The following is a 19304-nucleotide window of genomic DNA, read 5'->3' on the forward strand; positions in this document are numbered from 1 at the left end:
GTTTGCAAGATCGCGTCTGCACGGCCGGGCGATTTCGGCAAGGCTCGCGGCCATGTTCAAGACACTCGCCCAGGTCGGGCTTCTCGTTGTGGCCGCCACCGCCATCGCCGCCGCTTCCGCCGTCATCGCCGCCGCCTCCTCTGCCCTCGCCGCCCCGAAGCCGGCCGCCGCTCAGGAAGAGGCCTCCGCACCCTTCGAGGCGCCGCTGGACGGGCCGGTGACGGTGACGCGGGGGTTCCAGCCACCTTCGGACCGCTACGCGGCCGGGCATCGCGGCGTGGACCTGGCCGGCGTCGACGGGCAGACGGTCCGCAGCGCCGGCCCGGGGACCGTGCTGTTCGCCGGGATGGTGGGCGGGCGACCGGCCGTCAGCGTGGCGCACGCGAACGGGATGCGCACCACCTACGCGCCGGTCGAGCCCTCGGTCGTTCGAGGACAGAAGGTGTCCGCGGGCACGCCCATCGGCCGGCTGAGACCCGGGCACTGTCCGGCGGGGGTGTGCCTGCACTGGGGACTGAGAACCTCCGACGACGTGTACCTGGATCCGATGAGTCTGCTGCGGCCACCGCGGGTGCGTCTCTATCCGATCATGTGACCGGCGGTTACTCGCGGAGCGCGGATCCGGGTCGTCGCGTGGCCGCGGTCCGGGTGGCCGGCTGCGCTCGCGCGGGCGGGGGCTACGGGTGGGCGATGAGCGTGGGCAGGCCGGCCGCGAGCCGCTGGTAGTCCTCGGGCCGGTTGTAGATCTGCGCCGACAGCCGCAGGTATCCACGCCCGCGCCACGCGGTCAGCCCCACCTCGGCGGCGAGATCGTCCGAGATCCGGCGCCGCAGCGCGACTGCGGCCTCCGGATCGGCGGCCACGCCCGGGGGCAGCGGGATGAGCGCCATCGGCAACCCGGTCGCGGACGGGAGCTCGGCGCCGATCGCCTCCGCGACCGTGCGCTGCCCGTACTCGGCCAGCGCGACGTTGTGCCGCCGGACCGCCTCGATACCGAGCGTGCGCAGCACGAAGATCCCCGTTGGCGCGGCAAGCCAGGGCGTGTAGTCGTGGGACGCCACCCACTCCAGGCTCGCGGGGAAGCCGGCCTCGGCCGACCACGACAGCACCAGCGGCCGGATGCGGGCCCGGCGCGCGGGCGCGACGGCCAGCAGCGCCGTGCCGCGTGGCGCGAACGCCCATTTGTGCAGGTTGCCGACCCAGTAGTCGGCCCCGAGCGCATCGACCTCGGGGTCGAGGATGCCCGGCACGTGCGCGGCGTCGACGAGCACCGCCGCGCGGTCGCCCCACCGCTCGCGCACCGCCTCGACGATGCGCCGGACCGGAAAGAGCCGCGCGGTCGCGGCCGTGATGTGATCGACGATGACGAGCCGGGTCCGGGCCGTGGTCGCCGCCAGCACCGCCTCCGTCACCGCCGCCTCGTCCGCATCGAGCGGCACCCGCGCGACCCGGCGGACCGCCCCGGTCCGCCGGCAGGTGGCGGCAACCGCGAGATCGACGGCGCCGTACCCGTGATCCGTCGTGACGATCTCGTCCTCGGTGTCGAGGTCGAGGCTTCCGAGCACGATCGACGTCCCCGTGGAGGCATTCTCGACCAGCGCCGTGCCCTCGGGGTCGGCGCGCACGAACCCGGCGAGGTGTCGCCGCACGTGGGCGATCCGCTCTTCGAGCCCGACGGCGAAGAACCGGTGGGGGTTCGACTCCATCTCCTCGCGTACCCGCTGCTGGGCCCGCTGCACGGCGACCGGCACCATCCCGAACGCCCCGTGGTTCAGATGGGCGACAGCTGCGTCGTGTGAGAACAGCAGCCGCGCACCGGGGATCGGCTCGGGAGCGGACACATCCACGATCTTAGCTTGTGCTTGACCTGCGGCCGGCCGGTATGAACAGCTGACTGCCCCGGCGATCGGTGCCGGGGCAGCCTTGTCGGTGCTAGGCCAGGCTCGCGGGTTCGGGGGTCGACTCGCTGCGCAGCTTGGCGCGCGCCGCCCGCTCGCGCCGCCGCTTGGCCCCGCGGAACATCCCGCGGAACCACATGTAGAGGCCGCCGCCGTCCAGGATGAGGGTCACCAGGGCCAGGGCCGCGAAGTCCAGCGAGTTGTACCGCGAGTGGTTGCCGGTCAGGAACAGGACCAGCTGGTAGGTGTACCCCCACAGGATCGGCACCACGACGACGACGAAGGCGACGAGGGAGATGAACCGGCCCATGAACCAGAGCACCGAATACCAGCGGATGACCCGCATCTCGCGCTTCGGAATGCCGGACTGGTCGACCACGTTCGGGGAGCGACGGACCCTGGCCCATAGGTTGCGCAGGTAGTCGTCGGTGTCGTCCATCAGGTTCTTGCAGCTGAAGGCGGTGGCGATGATGTAGTAGCCGTCGGTGCGGACGAAGAAGTACAGCTGCCAGGTAATGCGCAGCATGCACGTGAGCATGACCGCCTTGGCCAGCAGCACGCCCCACTCGGGCGGGTGGACCAAGCCACGATGGGCCGACCAGATGAAGCCGATCAGCAGGGCCGAGCACACGGCGTCGATGATGGCGCCGATGACGAACGCGACGTAGCGCTGCCGCTTCGGTGCCATCCAGATCGCGGTCATGTCGGTCTGCGCCACGAGGACCCACAGCTGGTTGCCGAGCCCGATGCCGGCGGGCACCCCGGCCGCGCGGGCCGCGATGACGTGCCCCACCTCGTGCAGCAGCACGCCGAGCAGAGCGAGCACGACAGTGGTGGTGAACAGGGCCGCGAAGTGGTCCGGGAACAGCAGCGCGGAGCCGCCCTTGGGCAGCACACCCGGGTCGTCGACGGCGAGGGCCAGACCCGCGGCGATGACCACGCCGCAGAACGTGAGGACCGGCCAGCTCACCAGCCGCCGCGCCGTGCCGGGCGAGATCCAGTTCAGGCGGAAGCGCCAATGGGCCTCCCGGACGACCGGAGCGTCGCCGGCCGCCACCGCGTCCGCCTCGCCGACGAAACCCTCGTCCTCGAGTGCCTGGAGGAAATCCTCGATATCCGCGGACTCCGCGTGCTTCTCCTCGTAGAGGCGCGCCGCCTGGCCGACCGTCTTGCCGGCGGACAGCCACTCGAGGAGGTCCAGTCCTTCGACCGGGATGGCCAGGAACACCTGCCGGTCGATGTCGCCGATCACCGCCGTATCCCCATCGAGACGGTGTGAATACGGGCGAACGGTCACGTATGCGTCGGGTGCGTATCCTGCCATCTCATGCCTTTCAGGGTGACTGCGGTCGATCGAGGCGGGGACCGGGAGAAGCTCCCGGTCCCCGCGGCCGTACTTAATTAGGCGGACGCGGAACTGGCCGCCGGAGCGGCAGCGCTCGTCCGCACCGGCTCGAGCCGACGCACAGTGAGCTTCTTCATCTTGGTCACCTCCAATGCAGCGAGTTGGGCGAGCCCAAAATATCCGGCGAAAGGGCTGACGTCGAGAGTCGATTTCGAATGCCGATACACAACCGGCTTAACGTGCGGAGTTTCCGACGCCGGGCAACAATTGCCATTCGATCACGAATGGTGTATGCATTCGCGACCGCCTAAGTCTTGCGGTACTTGCCTTTGCGGGACGGTCCGATCCGAGCATCGGACGGGATCGACCTGCTGCTTTGGCCGTCGGTCGGTGCGGGGTCGCGGCCTGCGGGCGGCTCGCCCCTCGGCCCGGCCGGGCGGCCGGCGGGCCACCGGCCCGGGTGTGCCTGGGCCGGGGGCGATCGATCGGCCGGAGCCATCGTCCACCGTGGCTGGAAGTTTTCCGTGTGTGCTGCTCAGTGCCCCGGATCCGGTCCGCCCGGCGACCTCCGCCGAGGCTGCGGCGCCGGTCGGGCATCGACATCCCTTGTCGCCTGTTTGACAAAAGCGTCCATCGTCGCGGTGGGACTTAATGGAACGGAGTGGAACATCGGTCGCTGCCCGGATGGACCATTCCAAATCGGTCAATAGCGGTATCGAAAGCACCATGGCCGTGAACCACGGCGTATCGAAGCCGTCCGGTCCGGGCCCGTCGCATACCCACCGACTATCGATTGCTGAGAATCTTCTGACATGTCGGCCGGGTGCGGGTTGCCGCTAACATGTCTGCCATGTCACGGATGGCGCGGGGCGGCCTGGTGTTGGGCTGCGGAAACACCTGGCGGGAAATTCAGATCACGCAGGTGGGGTTTGCAACGGTCAATGTGCCGCAGCGGCGAGCGGGGAGTACGGCCGAGGCCGCGCGGCCGGCGCGGACCCGGGCCGTGCTGCGGACGTGGCCAGGCGAGGCGCGGGAGACCCGCCCGTGACCGTGTCATCGGCGAGCGGCGTGACCATGCCACCGACGAGCGTCATGCGGCAGTCGGTGGGCAAGCTGATCACCGATCAGGCGGCGGCCGACGGTGCGGCGAGCCCGGACGAGCTGCTCGGCCGGCTGGACTCCATCCGGCTCGTCGAGCTCGTGGTGGCCCTGGAGGCGAGGTTCGGCGTCGCCATGACGGCCGACGTCATCACGGCCGAGACGTTCTCGTCGGTGGACGGTATCGTCGCCGCGGTCGCCGGCTGTGCCGCGCAGGAGTACGTCGTCGACGGGCGGCCGGTCGTCCCGCCGCACAACACCGTCGTCGACGACCTCGTGCACCGCGCCGAGACCGGGCCCGACGCCCCGTTCGTCACCTGGCTCCCCGCGGCGGGCGGCGCCCAGGTGCTGACCTATGGCGAGTTCGAGGCGCGCAGCCGCGCCCTGGCGGCGGCGTTGTCCGAGCCGGACGACCTGGTGGGCCGGCGCGTCGGCCTGCTCGCCGGCAACGACGTCGACACCCTCCTCGCGGTCTTCGCCCTGCTGCGTGCCGGCGCGACCTGCCTGTTCCTGAACCCCCTCGATCCGCCCGAGCGGCTCCGATCGATCCTGGCGGGTCACAAGGTGTCCACTGTGCTCAGGACGCCCCTCGCGGCGACCGGCCACGAAGACCTCGCCACCCTGGTCGATGCCGACCCGGCGCCGGCCGGGCCCGACTGGACCGACCGGCACCTGTCGGGGGCCGCCCCCGCCTTCATGTTCGGCACCTCCGGGACGACCGCCGCCAGCAAGCTGGTCGTGCAGAGCCACCGGGCCGTGCTCAGCAACGCCGAGGCGTTGCGCCGTCACCATCGGCTCGACGCCGGCTCGAAGATCATGTGCGGGCTCCCGCTGCACCACGCGAACGCCGTGAACTTCACCGCGACCGTCGTGCACGCGGGCGCGCACATGGTCATGCCGCAGCAGATCAACGCCCTGCGGTATCGCGCCCAGCTCGACGAGCACCGGCCGACGATCGCCAGCGTCGTGCCCACCGTGCTCGAGGCCGTCCTGGCCACCGGTCGCGGCTGGCGGCCGCCGCGGTCGCTGCGGTACTTCGTCACGGCCGCCGCGCCGCTGACCACCTCGCTCGCCAAACGGGTGACGTCGGCCTTCGGGGTGCGGGTCGTGCAAGGGTACGGGCTGACCGAGACCACCAACTTCTCCACCAAGCTGCCGATCGACCTGTCCGACGAGGACTATGCGGCCGTCATGCTGGACTCGCCCATACCGACCGTCGGCGTCGCGGTCGACGGCAACGAGGTGACCGTGCTGTCCCGCACCGGGGAGCCGGTGGGTGAAGGTGAGATCGGCGAGCTGTGCATGCGTGGCCACAACGTGATGGCCGGCTATGCGGACCGCCCGGACCTGACCGCCGTCGCCTTCGAGGGCGGCTGGTTCCACAGTGGCGATCTGGGCTACTGGACCGTCGGACGCGACGGCCGGCGCTACTTCTACCTCACCGGCCGGATCAAGAACATGGCCAAGGTGAGCGGCGAGGCCGTCTCGCTCGACGAGTTGGAACGCGCCCTGCGTCACTTGGAGGGCGTCGCCGACGCCGGCTGCGTGGCGGTGCCGCACCCGGTCCTGGGGGAGGAGATCGTGGCGGCGGTCTGCCTGCGCTCGGCGACCGTCGAGGACGTCACGCAGCGGTTGGCTCCCCTGATGTCACCGGTGGCGATGCCCCGCCGCTGGTTCGAGGTGCCCGCGATCCCGCGGACGCCGACCGGGAAACTGCAGCGGCCGGTGCTGCTGGAACTGCTCGGCCTGAAGGGCGACGACGACCGATGATCAAGGGGATCTTCCGGCAGGCGGCCGACCAGCCGCACGTGCCGCTGCGCCGGCGACTGCTCGACGCCGCACAACCCTTGCCGGCGCCGCCGTTCGGCCGGGACGTCCGCGCGGACGACTCGAGCGGGCTGGCCACGATCGCCCGCGAGCAGCTCTCGGCCCACGGTGCCGCGGTCGTCCGGCTGGATCGGCCACTGGACGCCGAGGAGTTCCTCGCCTTCGGGGCGACGCTCGGCACCGCCCAGCCGGAGCTGGCGCCGGCGGTGCAGCCGTTCGTCGAGTCCGAGGTGATTCTCAACCTGGTGACCACGAGCCCGGCGACGATCGACACCGATCTCCAGCCGTTCGCGGCCAACTGGCTCTCCTTGCACACGGAGAGCAGCGGAGCGCCGGTGCCCGTGCAGCCGAGATACATCGTCCTCATGTGCGTCACCCCCGGCGACGACCCGAGGTGCGCCCGGACCGTGCTGCTGCCGATGCGTGAGGTCTACGGGCGGCTGTCCGAGCGGGACCGCGAGGTGCTGCGGTCGCTGCGCTACGAGCAGGGCGATCCTCCGCCGATCCTGCGGATCGCCGACGGCCGGCCGGTCTTCTCGGTCCGCGACTTCCAGGAGGACCCGCTCAACTGGGTCCACGACGGGCCCCTCGACGCACCGGACGAGGTCAACGCGGTCCTGGCCCGCATGTACGCGGCCATGTACGGCTCGCCGGGGTTCGGGGTCCGCTGGGATCGTGGCCTGCTCGTCGTGATCGACAACGCGGTCCACTTCCACGGCCGCACCGCGGGGGTCGCGGCACCGCCCGGCTCGACCCGCCACCTGAAGCGGCTGCGGATCGGCGCGAACCGTCCGCAGCCGGTCCTGACCGGATCGCAGCCGCACCCGGCGACCGTGCGATGAGGAGCCCGATGCAAGACTGGCCAACCGCCATCAGCCGGCTCGCGCCCGGTTCCCGGATCGTCATCCGGAAACGGTCCGGCGCCGATCTGGCCGCGATCCTGCTGGCGTGCCTGGACCAGCGCCTGGTCGGCGTTCCGCTCGACCCGCGGCTGGACGACGCCGAGCTGGAGCGGGTCTGCCGCACGGTGTCCGCGGCGGCCGTCATCACCGAGGACGCCGTGGTGACGCCGGAGATCGCGGCGGACCCGGAAGACGACCGGACGAGCCCGGAGCTGGCGCTGATGCTGTTCACGTCCGGCTCGACGGGCGTGTCGAAGGGCGTGATGCTGCCCAGGGACGCGGTCCTCGGCAACTCGGCGAAGACGGCTGCCCTGCACGGGATCTCGCCACAGCGGCCCCACGGGACCTGCCTGCCGCTGTACCACTGCAACGCGATCGTGATGTCCCTGATCGGCTCGCGGCTCACCGGCGCCCCGCTGGTCCGCTGCGACCGCTTCGATCCGGCGGCCTACTTCGCACAACTGGCCGCCGCCGGCGCGACGACCGCATCGATCGTGCCGGCCCTGCTCTGGCATCTGCTCGAGCACCGGCCGGAGTGGCCCGAGACGCTCGAATACCTCATCACCGCGGCCGCGCCGCTGAGCCAGGACCTGGCCAAGCGGTTCTACGAGTGCTACGGACCCAGGCTTCGCCAAGGGTACGGGCTCACGGAGGCGGTGAACTTCAGCTTCACGACGCCGCTGCTCGACGGCGCCGACTTCGTCGAGCAGTACATCGACAACGTGGCTCCGGTCGGGCTGCCACTGGAGGGCACGGAGTTCCACCTCGACGACGGCGAGGTCGTCGTCCGTTCGCCGGACATGATGGCGGGGTACTGGCGGGACGCCTCCGCGACGGCGGCGGTCCTGTCGCCGGACGGCTGGCTGCGCACCGGCGACCTCGGGACGGTCCGCGACGGCTTCCTGGTGCTCAAGGGCCGCCGGGGTGAGGTCATCAACCGGGGCGGCGAGAAGTACTACCCGCTGGATCTCGAGCGGCGATGGAAGGACCGGATGCCCGCTGGCCCGTTCGCCGCGGTGCCGGTCGCCGAGCACTCCCTGGGCCAGGAGTTCGGGCTGTTCATCGAGGCCGAGGAGATCGAGCGCGTCGAGCCGGTCCTCGCGGGCGAAGGGCTTCGCCCGGCGGCGGTCCAGTCGGGGCGCTTCGACGCGACGTCGACCGGCAAACCCCAGCGGCGGAAGATGGGGCGGCAGCTCGCCGTCCGGCGCGACTCCGGGCCGCGGTACGCCGAACTGTTCGCCTACGCGCACGACGCCGCGGCCGCGATCCTCGCCGACCGGGCCGAGCCGCTGACCGACCGCGCGAAAAGCATCCACGCCCGGGCCGCCGAGCTGCTCGCGGCCCGCCGGCCGGCGTCGGCGGACGCGCGCTTCGAACGCGTGGCCGCCCACGACAGCCTGGACTTGCTGGTCGGCAACTGGCCGGCGGTGGCGCAGGGGCTCATGGACGGCCCGGAGCTGATGCGGGGCCGGCCCGGGCTCTGGAAGCGCCTGATGACCGAGTGGCCGATGGGCTCCTACGCCACCCTCATGGCCGACACGCTGCGGACCCTGGCCGATGCGCACGGGCGGTTCCTCGAGCTGGGTACGGGCGTGGGGAACACGACGTCGCTGGTGGGCGATCTGATCCGCGGCGAGTTCGTCTGGAGCGACGCGAGCGAGTCGCTGGTGCGGCGGGGGTCCTGGCCGGGCGCCGGCCTGGTGTACGACTTCGACCGCGAGCCGCCCGGTGAGCTGGGGACCTTCGACACGATCTTCGCCACCAACGCCGTGCACTGCGCGCAGGACAAGCTCGCGACGCTGCGGCACCTGCGGGACCATCTCGCCGACGGCGGGCGGGTCGTGCTGTGCGAAGGGTCCCCGCGGACCGGACCGGACACCCCCTGGGCGCTCGATTTTCTCTTCGCGCTCTTCGACGGGTGGTGGGACCGCGGCGGATTCCTGTCCCGGTGGGAGTGGGTCGCCCTGCTCCGCGCCGCCGGTTACCGGCAGCTCGGCTTCAGCGTCCTGCGCGCCGGCCCCCATGACCTCGGGGGCGCGGTCTGGGGCGCGCGCTGATGCGGCCGGGTTGCCTCGCGGCGGCGTGATGTCCACATGCGGACATTTATCACCGCCAGTGCGCCCGGTGTCGCCGGAGAGGGGCGTCATGCACCGGTATGGCCGGGAAACGGGGGCCGCCCGAGCGCGCCCGGACCCTGTATATTTGCGTGGCGTTGGTCGATCTCTGGTGTCGATCGGAGCCTTGCCACCGAATTTGGGTCGCAATCTGCACGGCAGCTCGGCCGAGCCCAATGCGGCCAGGACCGGGCACAACAACAGCCTTGAGGGGAAATCAACGTGGACGAATCACGCGTAGCCGCCAATCAACTGTCGGGGATCGATACGCCGCCGAGCGTCGAAGACACCGAAGCGGCCGACACATCGGCTGAGGAAGCCTCCCCGGCCGACGTGTTCGAGCATCTCGCCCGTATTCGTTCGGGCATCTCGGACGGTGTGGTGACCTTTTGGTAGCGCGGCCGCACCCGCCGGTACAGCGCATCGCTACTTGCCGTCGCCGCTTCGATTGGAGTCGCGCATGATTCGCTCGTTCACGCACTCGCTCGGTCCGGATGCAGACCTCGTCGTGGACCAGTACGACGTCGACGGCGCGATCGCGCGGGCCCTCGTCCTGCCCGGCTTCGGGCGAACGGCGGACGAATACTTCCACCTTTCGGCGCTTCTTCTGCGCAATCGCGTTTCCGTGCTGGTGCCGGACTTCCGCCAGCACCCCGGGCGCTCCGCCGGGACCATCATGGACTTCACGCTGGCGGGGCAGGCGCAGGACGTCGCCACCATCCTCGACGAGTTCGAGGTCGATGCGGTGCTGGCGACGAGCCTGTCGTTCCCGCCGACCCTGCGCCTGCTGACGGAGCGCGACTGGCGGGGCCGCCTCGTCGGCATCGTGCCAGTCGTCTGCTGCGCCGACACGCTGCAGGTGGTCACCAACGTCGACTACCGCGACCCGGCCGAGGACCACAGCCCGGACCGGATCCTCAACATCGACGGGTTCGATGTGCGGTTCGAGCTGGCCCTGGACGCCGACCGCAACGGCCTGATGTTCCTCAATGACACGGTCGGCAACACCGAGCGCTTCGGCGGGGCCCTGACCATGATCGCCGGGGCCCGGGACACCTGGGTCGACGCGGACCAGGTCCGCCTCGTGGCGCAGACGGCCAAGTCCTGCGATCTGGTGATCCTCGACGAGATCGGTCACGACTTCGGTCGCAGCGTGCGCCGGGCCCGGCTGATGTTCCAGAGCGCGGCCGAGAACTTCCTGCGCTCCTACGGCATCGAGGCGGCCACCGACGCGCCGATCGACGTCGTCATCCGCTCCCGCCAGGAGCTGCGGGAGACGGGCACCACGGCCGTGCTGGGCGCGCTCGCATGACCGGTCAGCTCCTGAGGCCGATGCCGAGCATCGGCCCCGACGTCGAGCCTGAGCCGTCCGCCCGGCGCGTCATCGCCATGCCGCCGATCATCGGCGGGAAGGTTCTGGACGGGCCGTGCGAGGACGTCGTGGTGACAACGCCCGACGCGTCGATCGTGACCCGCTTTCCCACCGAGCGTGACCTCGAGCTCATCGAGACGGGCAAGCGGGAGCTCGGCCCGCGGCTGCGAGCGCTGTCGCTGCGTGACGTGTCGCTGTTCCTGCACCGGGTGGGCAGCGGCTGGCTGGATCGCCTCGACGAGATCGGTCGCGAGTACGGTGCCGCCATCGAGGAGACCACCGGCCTCAACTGGTCGGTCGTCCGCTCGGACTACGCGGGTATCGGCGGCTACCTCACCAGCCGGGCGGACCACTATCAACTGCTGCGCTCCGAGCTCGGCAGCGTGCACGCGATGGACGAGTGGCAGCGCAACGAGTCCGTGCGGCAGCTGGCGGTTCCCCGCGGGATGGCGTTCCACAGCCTGGTCGGCAACATTCCCGTCGCCGGGCTGTACTCCGTCCTCCGAGGCATGATCACCCGCAACGCCAACCTGATCAAGCTGCCGTCGCGGGACCCGCTCAGTGTCTATCTGTTCGCGCGGACCGCCGTCGAGGTGGCCGGGGACAGCCCCCTGGCCGCGGGCATCTCCGCCCTGTACTGGCCGCGCGAGCACGAGGTCGGCAACCGGCTGATCGGCCTGGCCGACACGGCGTGCCTGTGGGGCTCGGGCGAGGCGATCAGCCAGGTGCGGTCCGCCCTGAGGCCGAACGTTCCGTGCGTGACCTTCGGGCCCCGCCGCAGTTGCGCGGTCCTCGACCTCACGGCGGACGGGGTCGACCTCGACGACGCCGCCCGGCGCCTGGCGATCGAGGTGTCGTTCTACAACCAGGCGGCGTGCCTGAGCCCGCTGCGGGCATACGTGCTGGGCGACGCCGCGGCCTTCGAGGAGCGGCTGGCGGCGGCGATGCACGAGGTGACCGCCGCGCTGCCGCGCCGCGCCGCCGGCACCGACGTGGAGGGTCAGATCCGCCTGATCAGCGAGGAGGCCCGGGTCCGCGGCTGGTCCGTGCACACCGGCGACGGCTGGTCCTCGATCCGGGTCTCCGCCGAGGAGGGGGCGATCACGCATCCGCTGGGGCGGACCGTGTTCGTCCACCCGTGTGCGGATCTCGACGAGATCGCGCAGTGGCTGGACGACGACTCCCAGACGATCTCGGTCTACCCGTACGAGGCCGCCACCACGGTGGCCGAGCGGCTCCTGCCGGTGGGCGGGTCGCGGGTGGTCGAGCTGGGCCTGTCCCGCCATCCCCGGCGCGGCTTCCCGCACGACGGCCAGCGGGTCCTCAACTCGCTGGTCCGGTGGATCGCCATCGAGGACGACATGGCCAACGCGTCGATCTACGGGGTGCTCTCCGCGGAGGAACTGCACCGCCACTTCATGGGACTGTGAGGAGCCTTGATGCCCGGTGGAACCGCCGCTGCGCCGCGGACGCTCGACGACCTGCTCGAGCCGTGCTTCGAGGCGGACGATCCGTTCGCCTGGTGGGACGACGGACGCGACGCCTGGTGGACATCGCTCGCCCAGGCCGGCGTGCCGGCCACCCTCGCCACGTCGCCGCTGCTGCGGGTGGCGTCCTCGGCGCGCCCGGGCCCGGGTCGTGTGTCCGGCCCGGCCGCGCCCTACCGCCACATGCTGGTCCCGTCCGCGGTCTTCAAGCGCGGGCTCGACGTCAGCACGGCCCGTGACGTCGTCGGGTGCTCCAGCTCCGGCACGCGGGGGTCGCTGAGCAGCGTCCCCCGCGACGACGACACCCTCCAGCGGTTCTTCTCCGGGGTGCGGGCGAGCATCCGGTCCCTGTTCGACCTGGGCACGAGCGGATTCACGCTGATCAACCTGGTGCCGTCGATCAGCATGCCCCGCGCGCCCTGGACCTCCTACATCGTCGCCGGCATGGCCGCCGCGCACCCGACGATCGAGCCGGGTTCCCGGGCGGCCGCGGACGTGCTGGCCGAGGCGGCCGCCCTGAACGAGCGGTGCCTGCTCATCGGGGCCCCGCACGACGTCCTGTCGTTCGCGCAGGCGGCGGGCGGGTCCCGCCGATGGGACGGCCGGCTCGTGGTGCTCACGGTGGGCGGCTGGAAGCGCCACCAGGGCGAGGCCCTCGCGCCGGTGGAGCTGCGCGAGCGCGTCAGCGGGCTGCTCGGCACGGATCACCGCGACATCCGGGACGGCTACGGCATGGTCGAGCTCAACTCGGTGCTCATCGAGTGCTCCGCGCACCGCAAACACGTCCCGCCGTGGCTGGAGGTCGCCGTCCTCTGCCCGCGCCGGTTCGAGCCCGTCGCCGAGGGCACGGAGGGCATGCTGGCGTTCTTCGACCCCACGGCGACGAGCTTTCCGGGGTTCGTGCTCTCGGAGGATGTCGGCGTGCGGCACGACACCCCATGCCCCTGCGGCGTGGCCGGGCCGACCCTCACCGGGGTCCGGCGGCTGGTCACGGTCGAGGCGCGCGGCTGCGCGCTGACCAGCATGCCGCAGCGCGCCCCGCGCCTCGCCGAACTCCAGCCGGTCTGAGCCGATGACGACCACATCGTCACCCGGCACGTTCTACGGGCGCGGGTTCGCCGAGTTCTATGACCGGTACGGCACGGGCTGGACCCGCGACTTCGCACCGCTGCTGGCGCAGTGGCTCTCCGGGCGCCCTGGCGCCGAGGAACGCCTGGTGCTGGACCTCGCCTGCGGCACCGGCGTGTCGGCGCAGATCCTGCTGCGGGCCGGCTGGGACGTCATCGGCCTGGACATCTCGGCCGGCATGCTCGCAAATGCGGCCCATCGCCTGGCCCAGGATGTCGAGACAGGGCGAGTGGTACTCCAGCAGGCCGAGATGACCACGTTCGTGCTCGACCGCCAGGTCCGCGCGTGCGTGGCGCTCGAGGGGGCGCTGAACCACCTGCTGTCGGAGGAGGCGCTGGAGCAGTGCTTCGCGCGGGTCGCGGCGGTCCTGCCGGTGGGCGGGACGTTCGTCTTCGACCTGTACGAGCCCCATCACTTCCGCGGCTGGCACAACATCGGCGTGACGGACGAGCCGGACGCCGTGATCGTCAAGCGCGGGGTGTGGGACGAGGAGCGGGGCATCGGGATGCTGCGCTTCTCGGGCCTGTTCGACGACGGCAGCGGGCCGATCCGGGTGGATCAGACGGTGACGAGCCGCGCGTACGGCGCCGACGTCCTGAACGCGCTGCTGTCGAAGGCCGGACTCGACCCCGAGCCGTACCCGGCGGAGGTGCCCGCATGCGCCTGCGGCCGGTCCCGGAGCGGGTCGTGCCGGACGGTTTACGCCGCGACCAAGGCAGCCTGACGCACGAAGACAGCCGCCGGGGTCCTCGATACGTGCGAGGACCCCGGCGGCTGTCGTCGGCTGTCGGTGCTTCCGGCCGGGCTACGGGATGACGTTCACCAGCGTCGGCGGCTTGATGACGATCCGGCTCGGCCGGCCGTTCGGCAGCCGCCGGGTCACCGCTTCGGTGGCCAGGACCAGCGCCTCCAGGTCCTCGGCCGAGATCTCCGCCGGGACCTCCAGCCGCGCCTGGACCTTGCCCTTGACCTGCACCACGCAGGTGACGACGGAGTCGATGAGCATGTCCGGGTCGACCTTGGGCCAGCCGGCCTCGGCCACTGACGGGGCGTTGCCGAGGCGTTGCCAGCACTCCTCGGCCGTGAACGGCGCGATCGCGGAGAGCACCACCGCCAGGGCCCGGGCGCCCTCGTGCACGGCCGCGTCGGCCACCCCGGACGAGGCGTCGAGCGCCTTGCGCAGCAGCGAGGTCAGCTCCATCATGCGCGAGATCGCCACGTTGTAGCGGCGCCGCTCCATCAGCTGGTCGATCTCGTGGACCAGGCGGTGGGCGGACCGGCGCACCTGTGGGTCGCCGGGTGCCGGGTCGCCGGTCGCCGGTCCGACGTCCGTGCAGAGCCGGTTCACGCGGTTGAGCCACTTGACCGAGCCGGAGGGGGAGACGTCGGCCCAGTCGATGTCGTCCTCGGGCGGCGAGGCGAACATCATGGTGACCCGCACGCCGTCCGGGCCGTACTGCGCGAGCTGCTCCTGGAGGTTCACCAGGTTGCCGAGCGACTTGCTCATCGACTTGCCGTTCATGATGACCTGACCCTGGTTCGTCAGGCGCCGGAACGGCTCGTTGAAGTGCAGCATCCCGATGTCACTCAGGAACTTCGTCACGAAGCGCGCGTAGAGCAGGTGCAGGATGGCGTGTTCCTTGCCGCCGATGTAATCGTCCACCGGCAGCCAGCGCTTCACGCCCTCGGGGTCGAAGGGGCCCTCCGCGTAGTCCGGGTTCGGGAAGCGCAGGAAGTACCAGGACGAGTCGACGAACGTGTCCATGGTGTCGACGTCGCGGGTGGCGGGGCCGCCGCAGGTCGGGCACTCGACGTTGACCCACTCCGTCGCGGTGGCCAGCGGGGGCACGCCGGAGCTGGGGCGCAGCTCGAAGCCGGACTCGGGAAGTTTCACCGGCAGCTGGTCCTCGGGCACGGGGACCAGCCCGCAGGCCTCGCAGTGGATCATGGGGATGGGCGTGCCCCAGTATCGCTGCCGGGAGATCAGCCAGTCGCGCAGCCGGTAGATGGTCGCTGCTTCGCCGAGGCCGCGCGCCTGGAGATCGGCCGTGATCGCGGCCTTGGCCGACTCCACGTCCATGCCGTCGAGGAAGCTCGAGTTGATCGCCTTGCCCTGTCCGGTGGTGGCGACCCCGGATGTGGCCGGGTCCTCCTCGCCGGTGTCGACGACCATCCGGACGGGCAGGTCCATCGCCCGGGCGAAGTCGAGATCGCGCTGGTCGTGCGCCGGCACGGCCATGATCGCCCCGGTGCCGTAGTCGCTCAGCACGTAGTCCGCCGCGTAGATCGGCAGCCGATCGCCGTTAACCGGGTTCACCGCGTACCGGCCCAGGAACACACCGGTCTTCGGCCGGTTGGAGGCCAGCCGGTCGATGTCGGTGGCCGAACGGGTCGCGGCGGCGTACTGCGCCAGCTGCTCGCGGTGCTCGTCGGTGACCAGCCGGCCGGCGAGGGCGGCGTCGGCGGCCACGACGAAGAAGGTCGCGCCGAACAGGGTGTCGGGCCGGCTGGTGAAGATCCGGACCGTCTCGTCGAGGTCCTCGATCGCGAAGTCGACATAGGCGCCCGTGGAACGCCCGATCCAGTTGCGCTGCATCACCAGCACGTCGTGGGGCCACGCGCCGAGCTGGTCCATGTCGTCCAGCAGGCGCTGCGCGTAGGCGGTGATCTTGAAGAACCACTGCGTCAGCTCGCGGCGTTCGACGAGCGCGCCGCAGCGCTCACACTTGCCCTGGATGACCTGCTCGTTGGCCAGCACGGTCCGGTCGTTGGGGCACCAGTTCACCGGCGCCTTGGACCGGTACACGAGATCGTGCTCGTAGAGCTTCAGGAACAGCCACTGGTTCCACCGGTAGTAATCCGGGTCCGATGTGTGCAGCCGGGTCCGCCAGTCGAACGACATCCCCAGCCGGCGGAAGCCCTCCGCCTGCACCTCGATGTTCGCGTAGGTCCAATCCGCGGGATTCAGGCCCCGCTTCAGCGCGGCGTTCTCGGCGGGCAGGCCGAAGGAGTCCCAGCCGATCGGGTTGAGCACGTTGTGGCCCTTCAGGGCCAGGTAGCGGGCCGCCGCGTCGCTGATCGGGTAGACCTCGGCGTGGCCCATGTGCAGGTCACCCGACGGGTAGGGGAACATGCTCACGAGGTACCGGTTGTTCGACCGCGGCCCCGGCTCGGTTCCGTCGCCGGGAAGGCCGTGCGCCTCGAACACCTTCCGCTCGTTCCAGGTTGCCAGCCATGCGTCGATGTCGCCGGCGTGTCCGCCCGTCGCATCGGAGTGAATGCTCGTCACGTCTGTACCTTCGTGTGCACTCGTCAGTCGCCTCAGCGAGCGCCGAGGCGGGCTCCCGCCCGAGAAAGCACTCAACATACCAGTCGGCGGCATGGTCGCCGGAGGTGGACACAAGCGTACGAGTCGGACGTACCCGCCGTTCTTCTCGGCATTGCCGCCGGACTATACGAGATGTTGTCGATCTTGCATATCGATTTTATAGGATATGCGTCTGAGCAAATGCGGACGAATTGAGCGCCCCTGCTGGGTTGCCTAAAATGGCGAATTGCCCCATGTAAGAAAGCTGACTTGCACTGATTGACGTTGATGGTTGCTGGCGCCGCCTTCACGTCGGTACAGTCTGCGACGCGAGATGGGCTTCGCCGGCCTATCACTCGTTGTTTCCAGGGTTGATCGGGGGCCGCACTACGCACCGCAATGCAATGACGGGCAACAGTGCGTGATATAAGTGGGGACGACTTGTTAGAGGCGCCGTACGACCATCGCCTGGTCGAAGCTCGTTGGGTCGCTGAATGGGAGCGCGAGGGCCTGTTCAGGGCCGTTCCGGACAGTAGCAGGCCGAAGTTCTCGCTTGTCCTTTTGCCGCCCAGTGTGAGCGCGCGGCTGCACCTGGGCCATGCGCTCCAGTCGATCGTCCAAGACGTTCTCGCCCGATATCGGCGAATGACCGGCTTTGATGTACTGTGGCTGCCCGGTCTCGACTTCGCGTTGATTGCCACGCAGCGTGCCGTGGAAAAGGAGCTCGCGGCCGAGGGGCTCACAAAACAGCAGCTGGGACGCGCCGCCTTCGATGAGCGGGTCCGGCGCTGGACCGACGACAACGGCAGTGCCATCGTCGGCGAGCTGCGGTCGCTGGGCGCCTCCCTGGACTGGCCACGCCTGCGGTTCACCATGGACGAGCCGTCGATCCGCTCCGTCCGCACCACCTTCGTCCGACTCTGGGACGCCGGCCTGATCTACCAGGACCTCCGCATCGTCAACTGGTGCGCCAGTTGCTCGTCCGTGCTCTCCAACCGCCAGCTGGTCCGGCAGCCGAGAGACCGTTCCACCTTCTCGCTCACCGTCGCGCTGCGGAACCGGGGCACGACCGCGGTGGTGAGCACCGAGCGACCCGAGCTGCTGGCGGCAGCCGTGGCGGTGGTCGCGGACCCGGCGCAGTTCGACATCGAGCCGGGCGAGCGGGCCGTGCTGCCGCTGACCGGCGAGGCGGTGCCCGTCGTACTCGACGGTGAGGCCTGCCGGCAGGCGAAGTGCGACGCGTTCCTGCTGCTGTCCGGGCACGACGCCGAGCACTGGCGGGTCGGGGCGCGGCACGGCCTCGAGCCGCGTGTGGGCCTCGACGAGGCGGGCCGGGTGCGGGCGCCGGGCCGGCCCTGGCTCGACGGCCTGACGGTGCCGGCGGCCCGGGAGCGGGTGACGGCCGACCTGGAGTCGGGCGGACACCTGATCGACCGGGACACCCGCGCCGGGGCCGTGGCGCTGTGCGAGCGCTGCCAGGGCGAAGTTGAGCCGGTGGCGTCGCGGCAGTGGTTCGTTTCGATGGAGTCGATGGCCGCCGAGGCCCGCGCCGCCCACGACCTGGGACGCCCGGCGTTCCACCCGGCCCGTTACGGCGACGACTACCGCGCCTGGCTCGACGGTCTGCACGACTGGTGCATCAGCCGGCAGGTGTGGCTCGGTCCCCGGGTGCCCGTCTTCACCTGTGTGTGCGGGCATCAGTTCGCCGCCGTGGACGATCCGGACCGGTGTCCACGGTGCGCGTCCGAGGACCTCACCCAGGAGACGGACGTGCTCGACGCGTGGTTCTCCCAGGCGATGTGGCAGTCGACCGCACTCGGCTGGCCGGACGAACGGGACGAGCTGGCGGCTTACCGGCCCACGTCGCTCACCGTCGGGTCCCGCGACGCCTTGCGCCTGGGGCTCAGCCGGATGGTCATGGTCGGCACCCGGCTGACCGGCGAACTGCCGTTCCGCGACGTGGTCGTCACCGGCATCGTGCTGCGGCCCGACACCCGCAAGATGGACAGCGCCAAGGGCACGGCCATCGCGCCGGGACCCTTCATCGACAGCCACGGGGCCGACGCACTGCGGGGCTGGGCCGCGCTGTCCGCCATGACCGGCCACAACATCGCCTTCGACCCGGGGATCGTGACGGGCTGGCGGCGCACCATCATCAGCCTGTGGAACGCCGCCCGGCTCGTGGTGGGTGCCGGCGCGGGTGATCCGGACGACGGCGGCGAGCCAGTGCCGCAGGCTTCCGACGCGCGGGCCGACCTGTACCGCCGCTGGATCTTCTCCCGTCTCAACCGGCTGATCACGGTGACGACCGAGGGGCTGGAGACGTTCGCGCTGCACCGGTCCGCGCAGGCGTTGCTGGAGTTCATCCGCACCGATCTGTGCAAGCGCTACCTGGTCGCCGTCAAACCGCAGCTTCGGGCCGGTGACGAGCGGACCCGCCAGGACGCGGTCCTGGTCCTCGACGTGCTGCTGCGGCTCCTGCACCCCGTGCTGCCCTTCGTCACCGAGGAACTGTGGCACCGGCTCCCCGGCGACCGGCCGATGCTCGAGCGGTGCGACTGGCCGCGCGCGGCCGACTTCCCGGCGGACCCGGCGGCCGAGGCGCTGCTGCTGGACCTGCTCGCCGCGGAGGAGCGGCCGAGCGGCCCGCGCGGGCGCCGCCGCCGGCGGTCCGACGCCCGGCGCGACGCGGGCCGCGCGGGTGCGCCACCGGAGGCCACGCAGCGCTCGGCGCTGACCTCGCGGGACCGGATCGGGGAGATCCCCGGCCCGCGGACGGATCGCGCCGATCAGGACGAGCCAGTAGGAATCGAGAGGGGTAACTGA

General features: G+C 70.9%; 13 protein-coding genes. 10 read left to right on the top strand and 3 right to left on the bottom strand.

Features of this window, described 5'->3' with window-relative positions:
* Positions 1-52: 52 nt before the first annotated feature.
* Positions 53-595, top strand: coding sequence for a M23 family metallopeptidase (locus ACIA8L_RS06845; protein WP_395901200.1), 543 nt, complete (start codon positions 53-55; stop codon positions 593-595).
* Positions 596-677: 82 nt separating this feature from the next.
* Here the strand turns inward: ACIA8L_RS06845 and ACIA8L_RS06850 are convergent, their stop codons facing one another.
* Positions 678-1841, bottom strand: coding sequence for an aminotransferase class V-fold PLP-dependent enzyme (locus ACIA8L_RS06850; protein ID WP_395901202.1), 1164 nt, complete (start codon positions 1839-1841; stop codon positions 678-680).
* Between the two features lie 91 nt (positions 1842-1932).
* On the bottom strand, positions 1933-3150 hold the full coding sequence (locus ACIA8L_RS06855) for a hypothetical protein (protein ID WP_395901204.1): 1218 nt from the start codon (positions 3148-3150) through the stop codon (positions 1933-1935).
* 1137 nt (positions 3151-4287) lie between these two features.
* On the opposite strand from ACIA8L_RS06855, the gene ACIA8L_RS06860 reads away from it, so the two are divergent.
* The 8 genes from ACIA8L_RS06860 to ACIA8L_RS06895 all read left to right on the top strand — a co-directional run bounded on the left by ACIA8L_RS06860 (position 4288) and on the right by ACIA8L_RS06895 (position 13895).
* Positions 4288-6111 carry an AMP-binding protein gene (locus ACIA8L_RS06860; RefSeq protein WP_395901205.1) on the top strand — a complete coding sequence of 608 codons (1824 nt, stop codon included), beginning with the start codon at positions 4288-4290 and terminating at the stop codon, positions 6109-6111.
* Positions 6108-7010: a TauD/TfdA family dioxygenase gene (locus tag ACIA8L_RS06865; RefSeq protein ID WP_395901207.1), complete on the top strand. Its 903-nt coding sequence runs from the start codon at positions 6108-6110 to the stop codon at positions 7008-7010. Before ACIA8L_RS06860 ends, ACIA8L_RS06865 begins: the two co-directional genes overlap by 4 nt.
* Positions 7011-7018: 8 nt before the next feature.
* A complete protein-coding gene (locus tag ACIA8L_RS06870) occupies positions 7019-9127 on the top strand; it encodes an AMP-binding protein (protein WP_395901209.1) in 2109 nt (702 codons plus the stop codon).
* Between the two features lie 279 nt (positions 9128-9406).
* Positions 9407-9580, top strand: a complete 174-nt coding sequence (locus ACIA8L_RS06875; protein ID WP_395901211.1) for a hypothetical protein — start codon at positions 9407-9409, stop codon at positions 9578-9580.
* 64 nt (positions 9581-9644) lie between these two features.
* Entirely contained in the window at positions 9645-10496 is an 852-nt protein-coding gene (locus ACIA8L_RS06880) for an alpha/beta fold hydrolase (RefSeq protein WP_395901212.1), read from the top strand.
* On the top strand, positions 10493-11986 hold the full coding sequence (locus tag ACIA8L_RS06885) for an acyl-CoA reductase (protein ID WP_395901214.1): 1494 nt from the start codon (positions 10493-10495) through the stop codon (positions 11984-11986). The genes ACIA8L_RS06880 and ACIA8L_RS06885 overlap by 4 nt, the downstream gene beginning before the upstream one ends.
* Positions 11987-11995: 9 nt before the next feature.
* Positions 11996-13111: a hypothetical protein gene (locus ACIA8L_RS06890; protein ID WP_395901216.1), complete on the top strand. Its 1116-nt coding sequence runs from the start codon at positions 11996-11998 to the stop codon at positions 13109-13111.
* 4 nt (positions 13112-13115) lie between these two features.
* A complete protein-coding gene (locus tag ACIA8L_RS06895; RefSeq protein ID WP_395901218.1) occupies positions 13116-13895 on the top strand; it encodes a class I SAM-dependent DNA methyltransferase in 780 nt (259 codons plus the stop codon).
* Positions 13896-13976: 81 nt separating this feature from the next.
* Here ACIA8L_RS06895 and leuS read toward each other — a convergent pair whose 3' ends face one another.
* Positions 13977-16460, bottom strand: a complete 2484-nt coding sequence (gene leuS, locus ACIA8L_RS06900; protein WP_395901220.1) for a leucine--tRNA ligase — start codon at positions 16458-16460, stop codon at positions 13977-13979.
* Positions 16461-16895: 435 nt separating this feature from the next.
* Between leuS and ACIA8L_RS06905 the strand changes: the two genes are divergently transcribed.
* A complete protein-coding gene (locus tag ACIA8L_RS06905; RefSeq protein ID WP_395901222.1) occupies positions 16896-19304 on the top strand; it encodes a class I tRNA ligase family protein in 2409 nt (802 codons plus the stop codon).

The sequence above is a fragment of the Dactylosporangium sp. NPDC051541 genome (assembly GCF_044454505.1).
In the GTDB taxonomy this organism is placed as follows: domain Bacteria; phylum Actinomycetota; class Actinomycetes; order Mycobacteriales; family Micromonosporaceae; genus Dactylosporangium.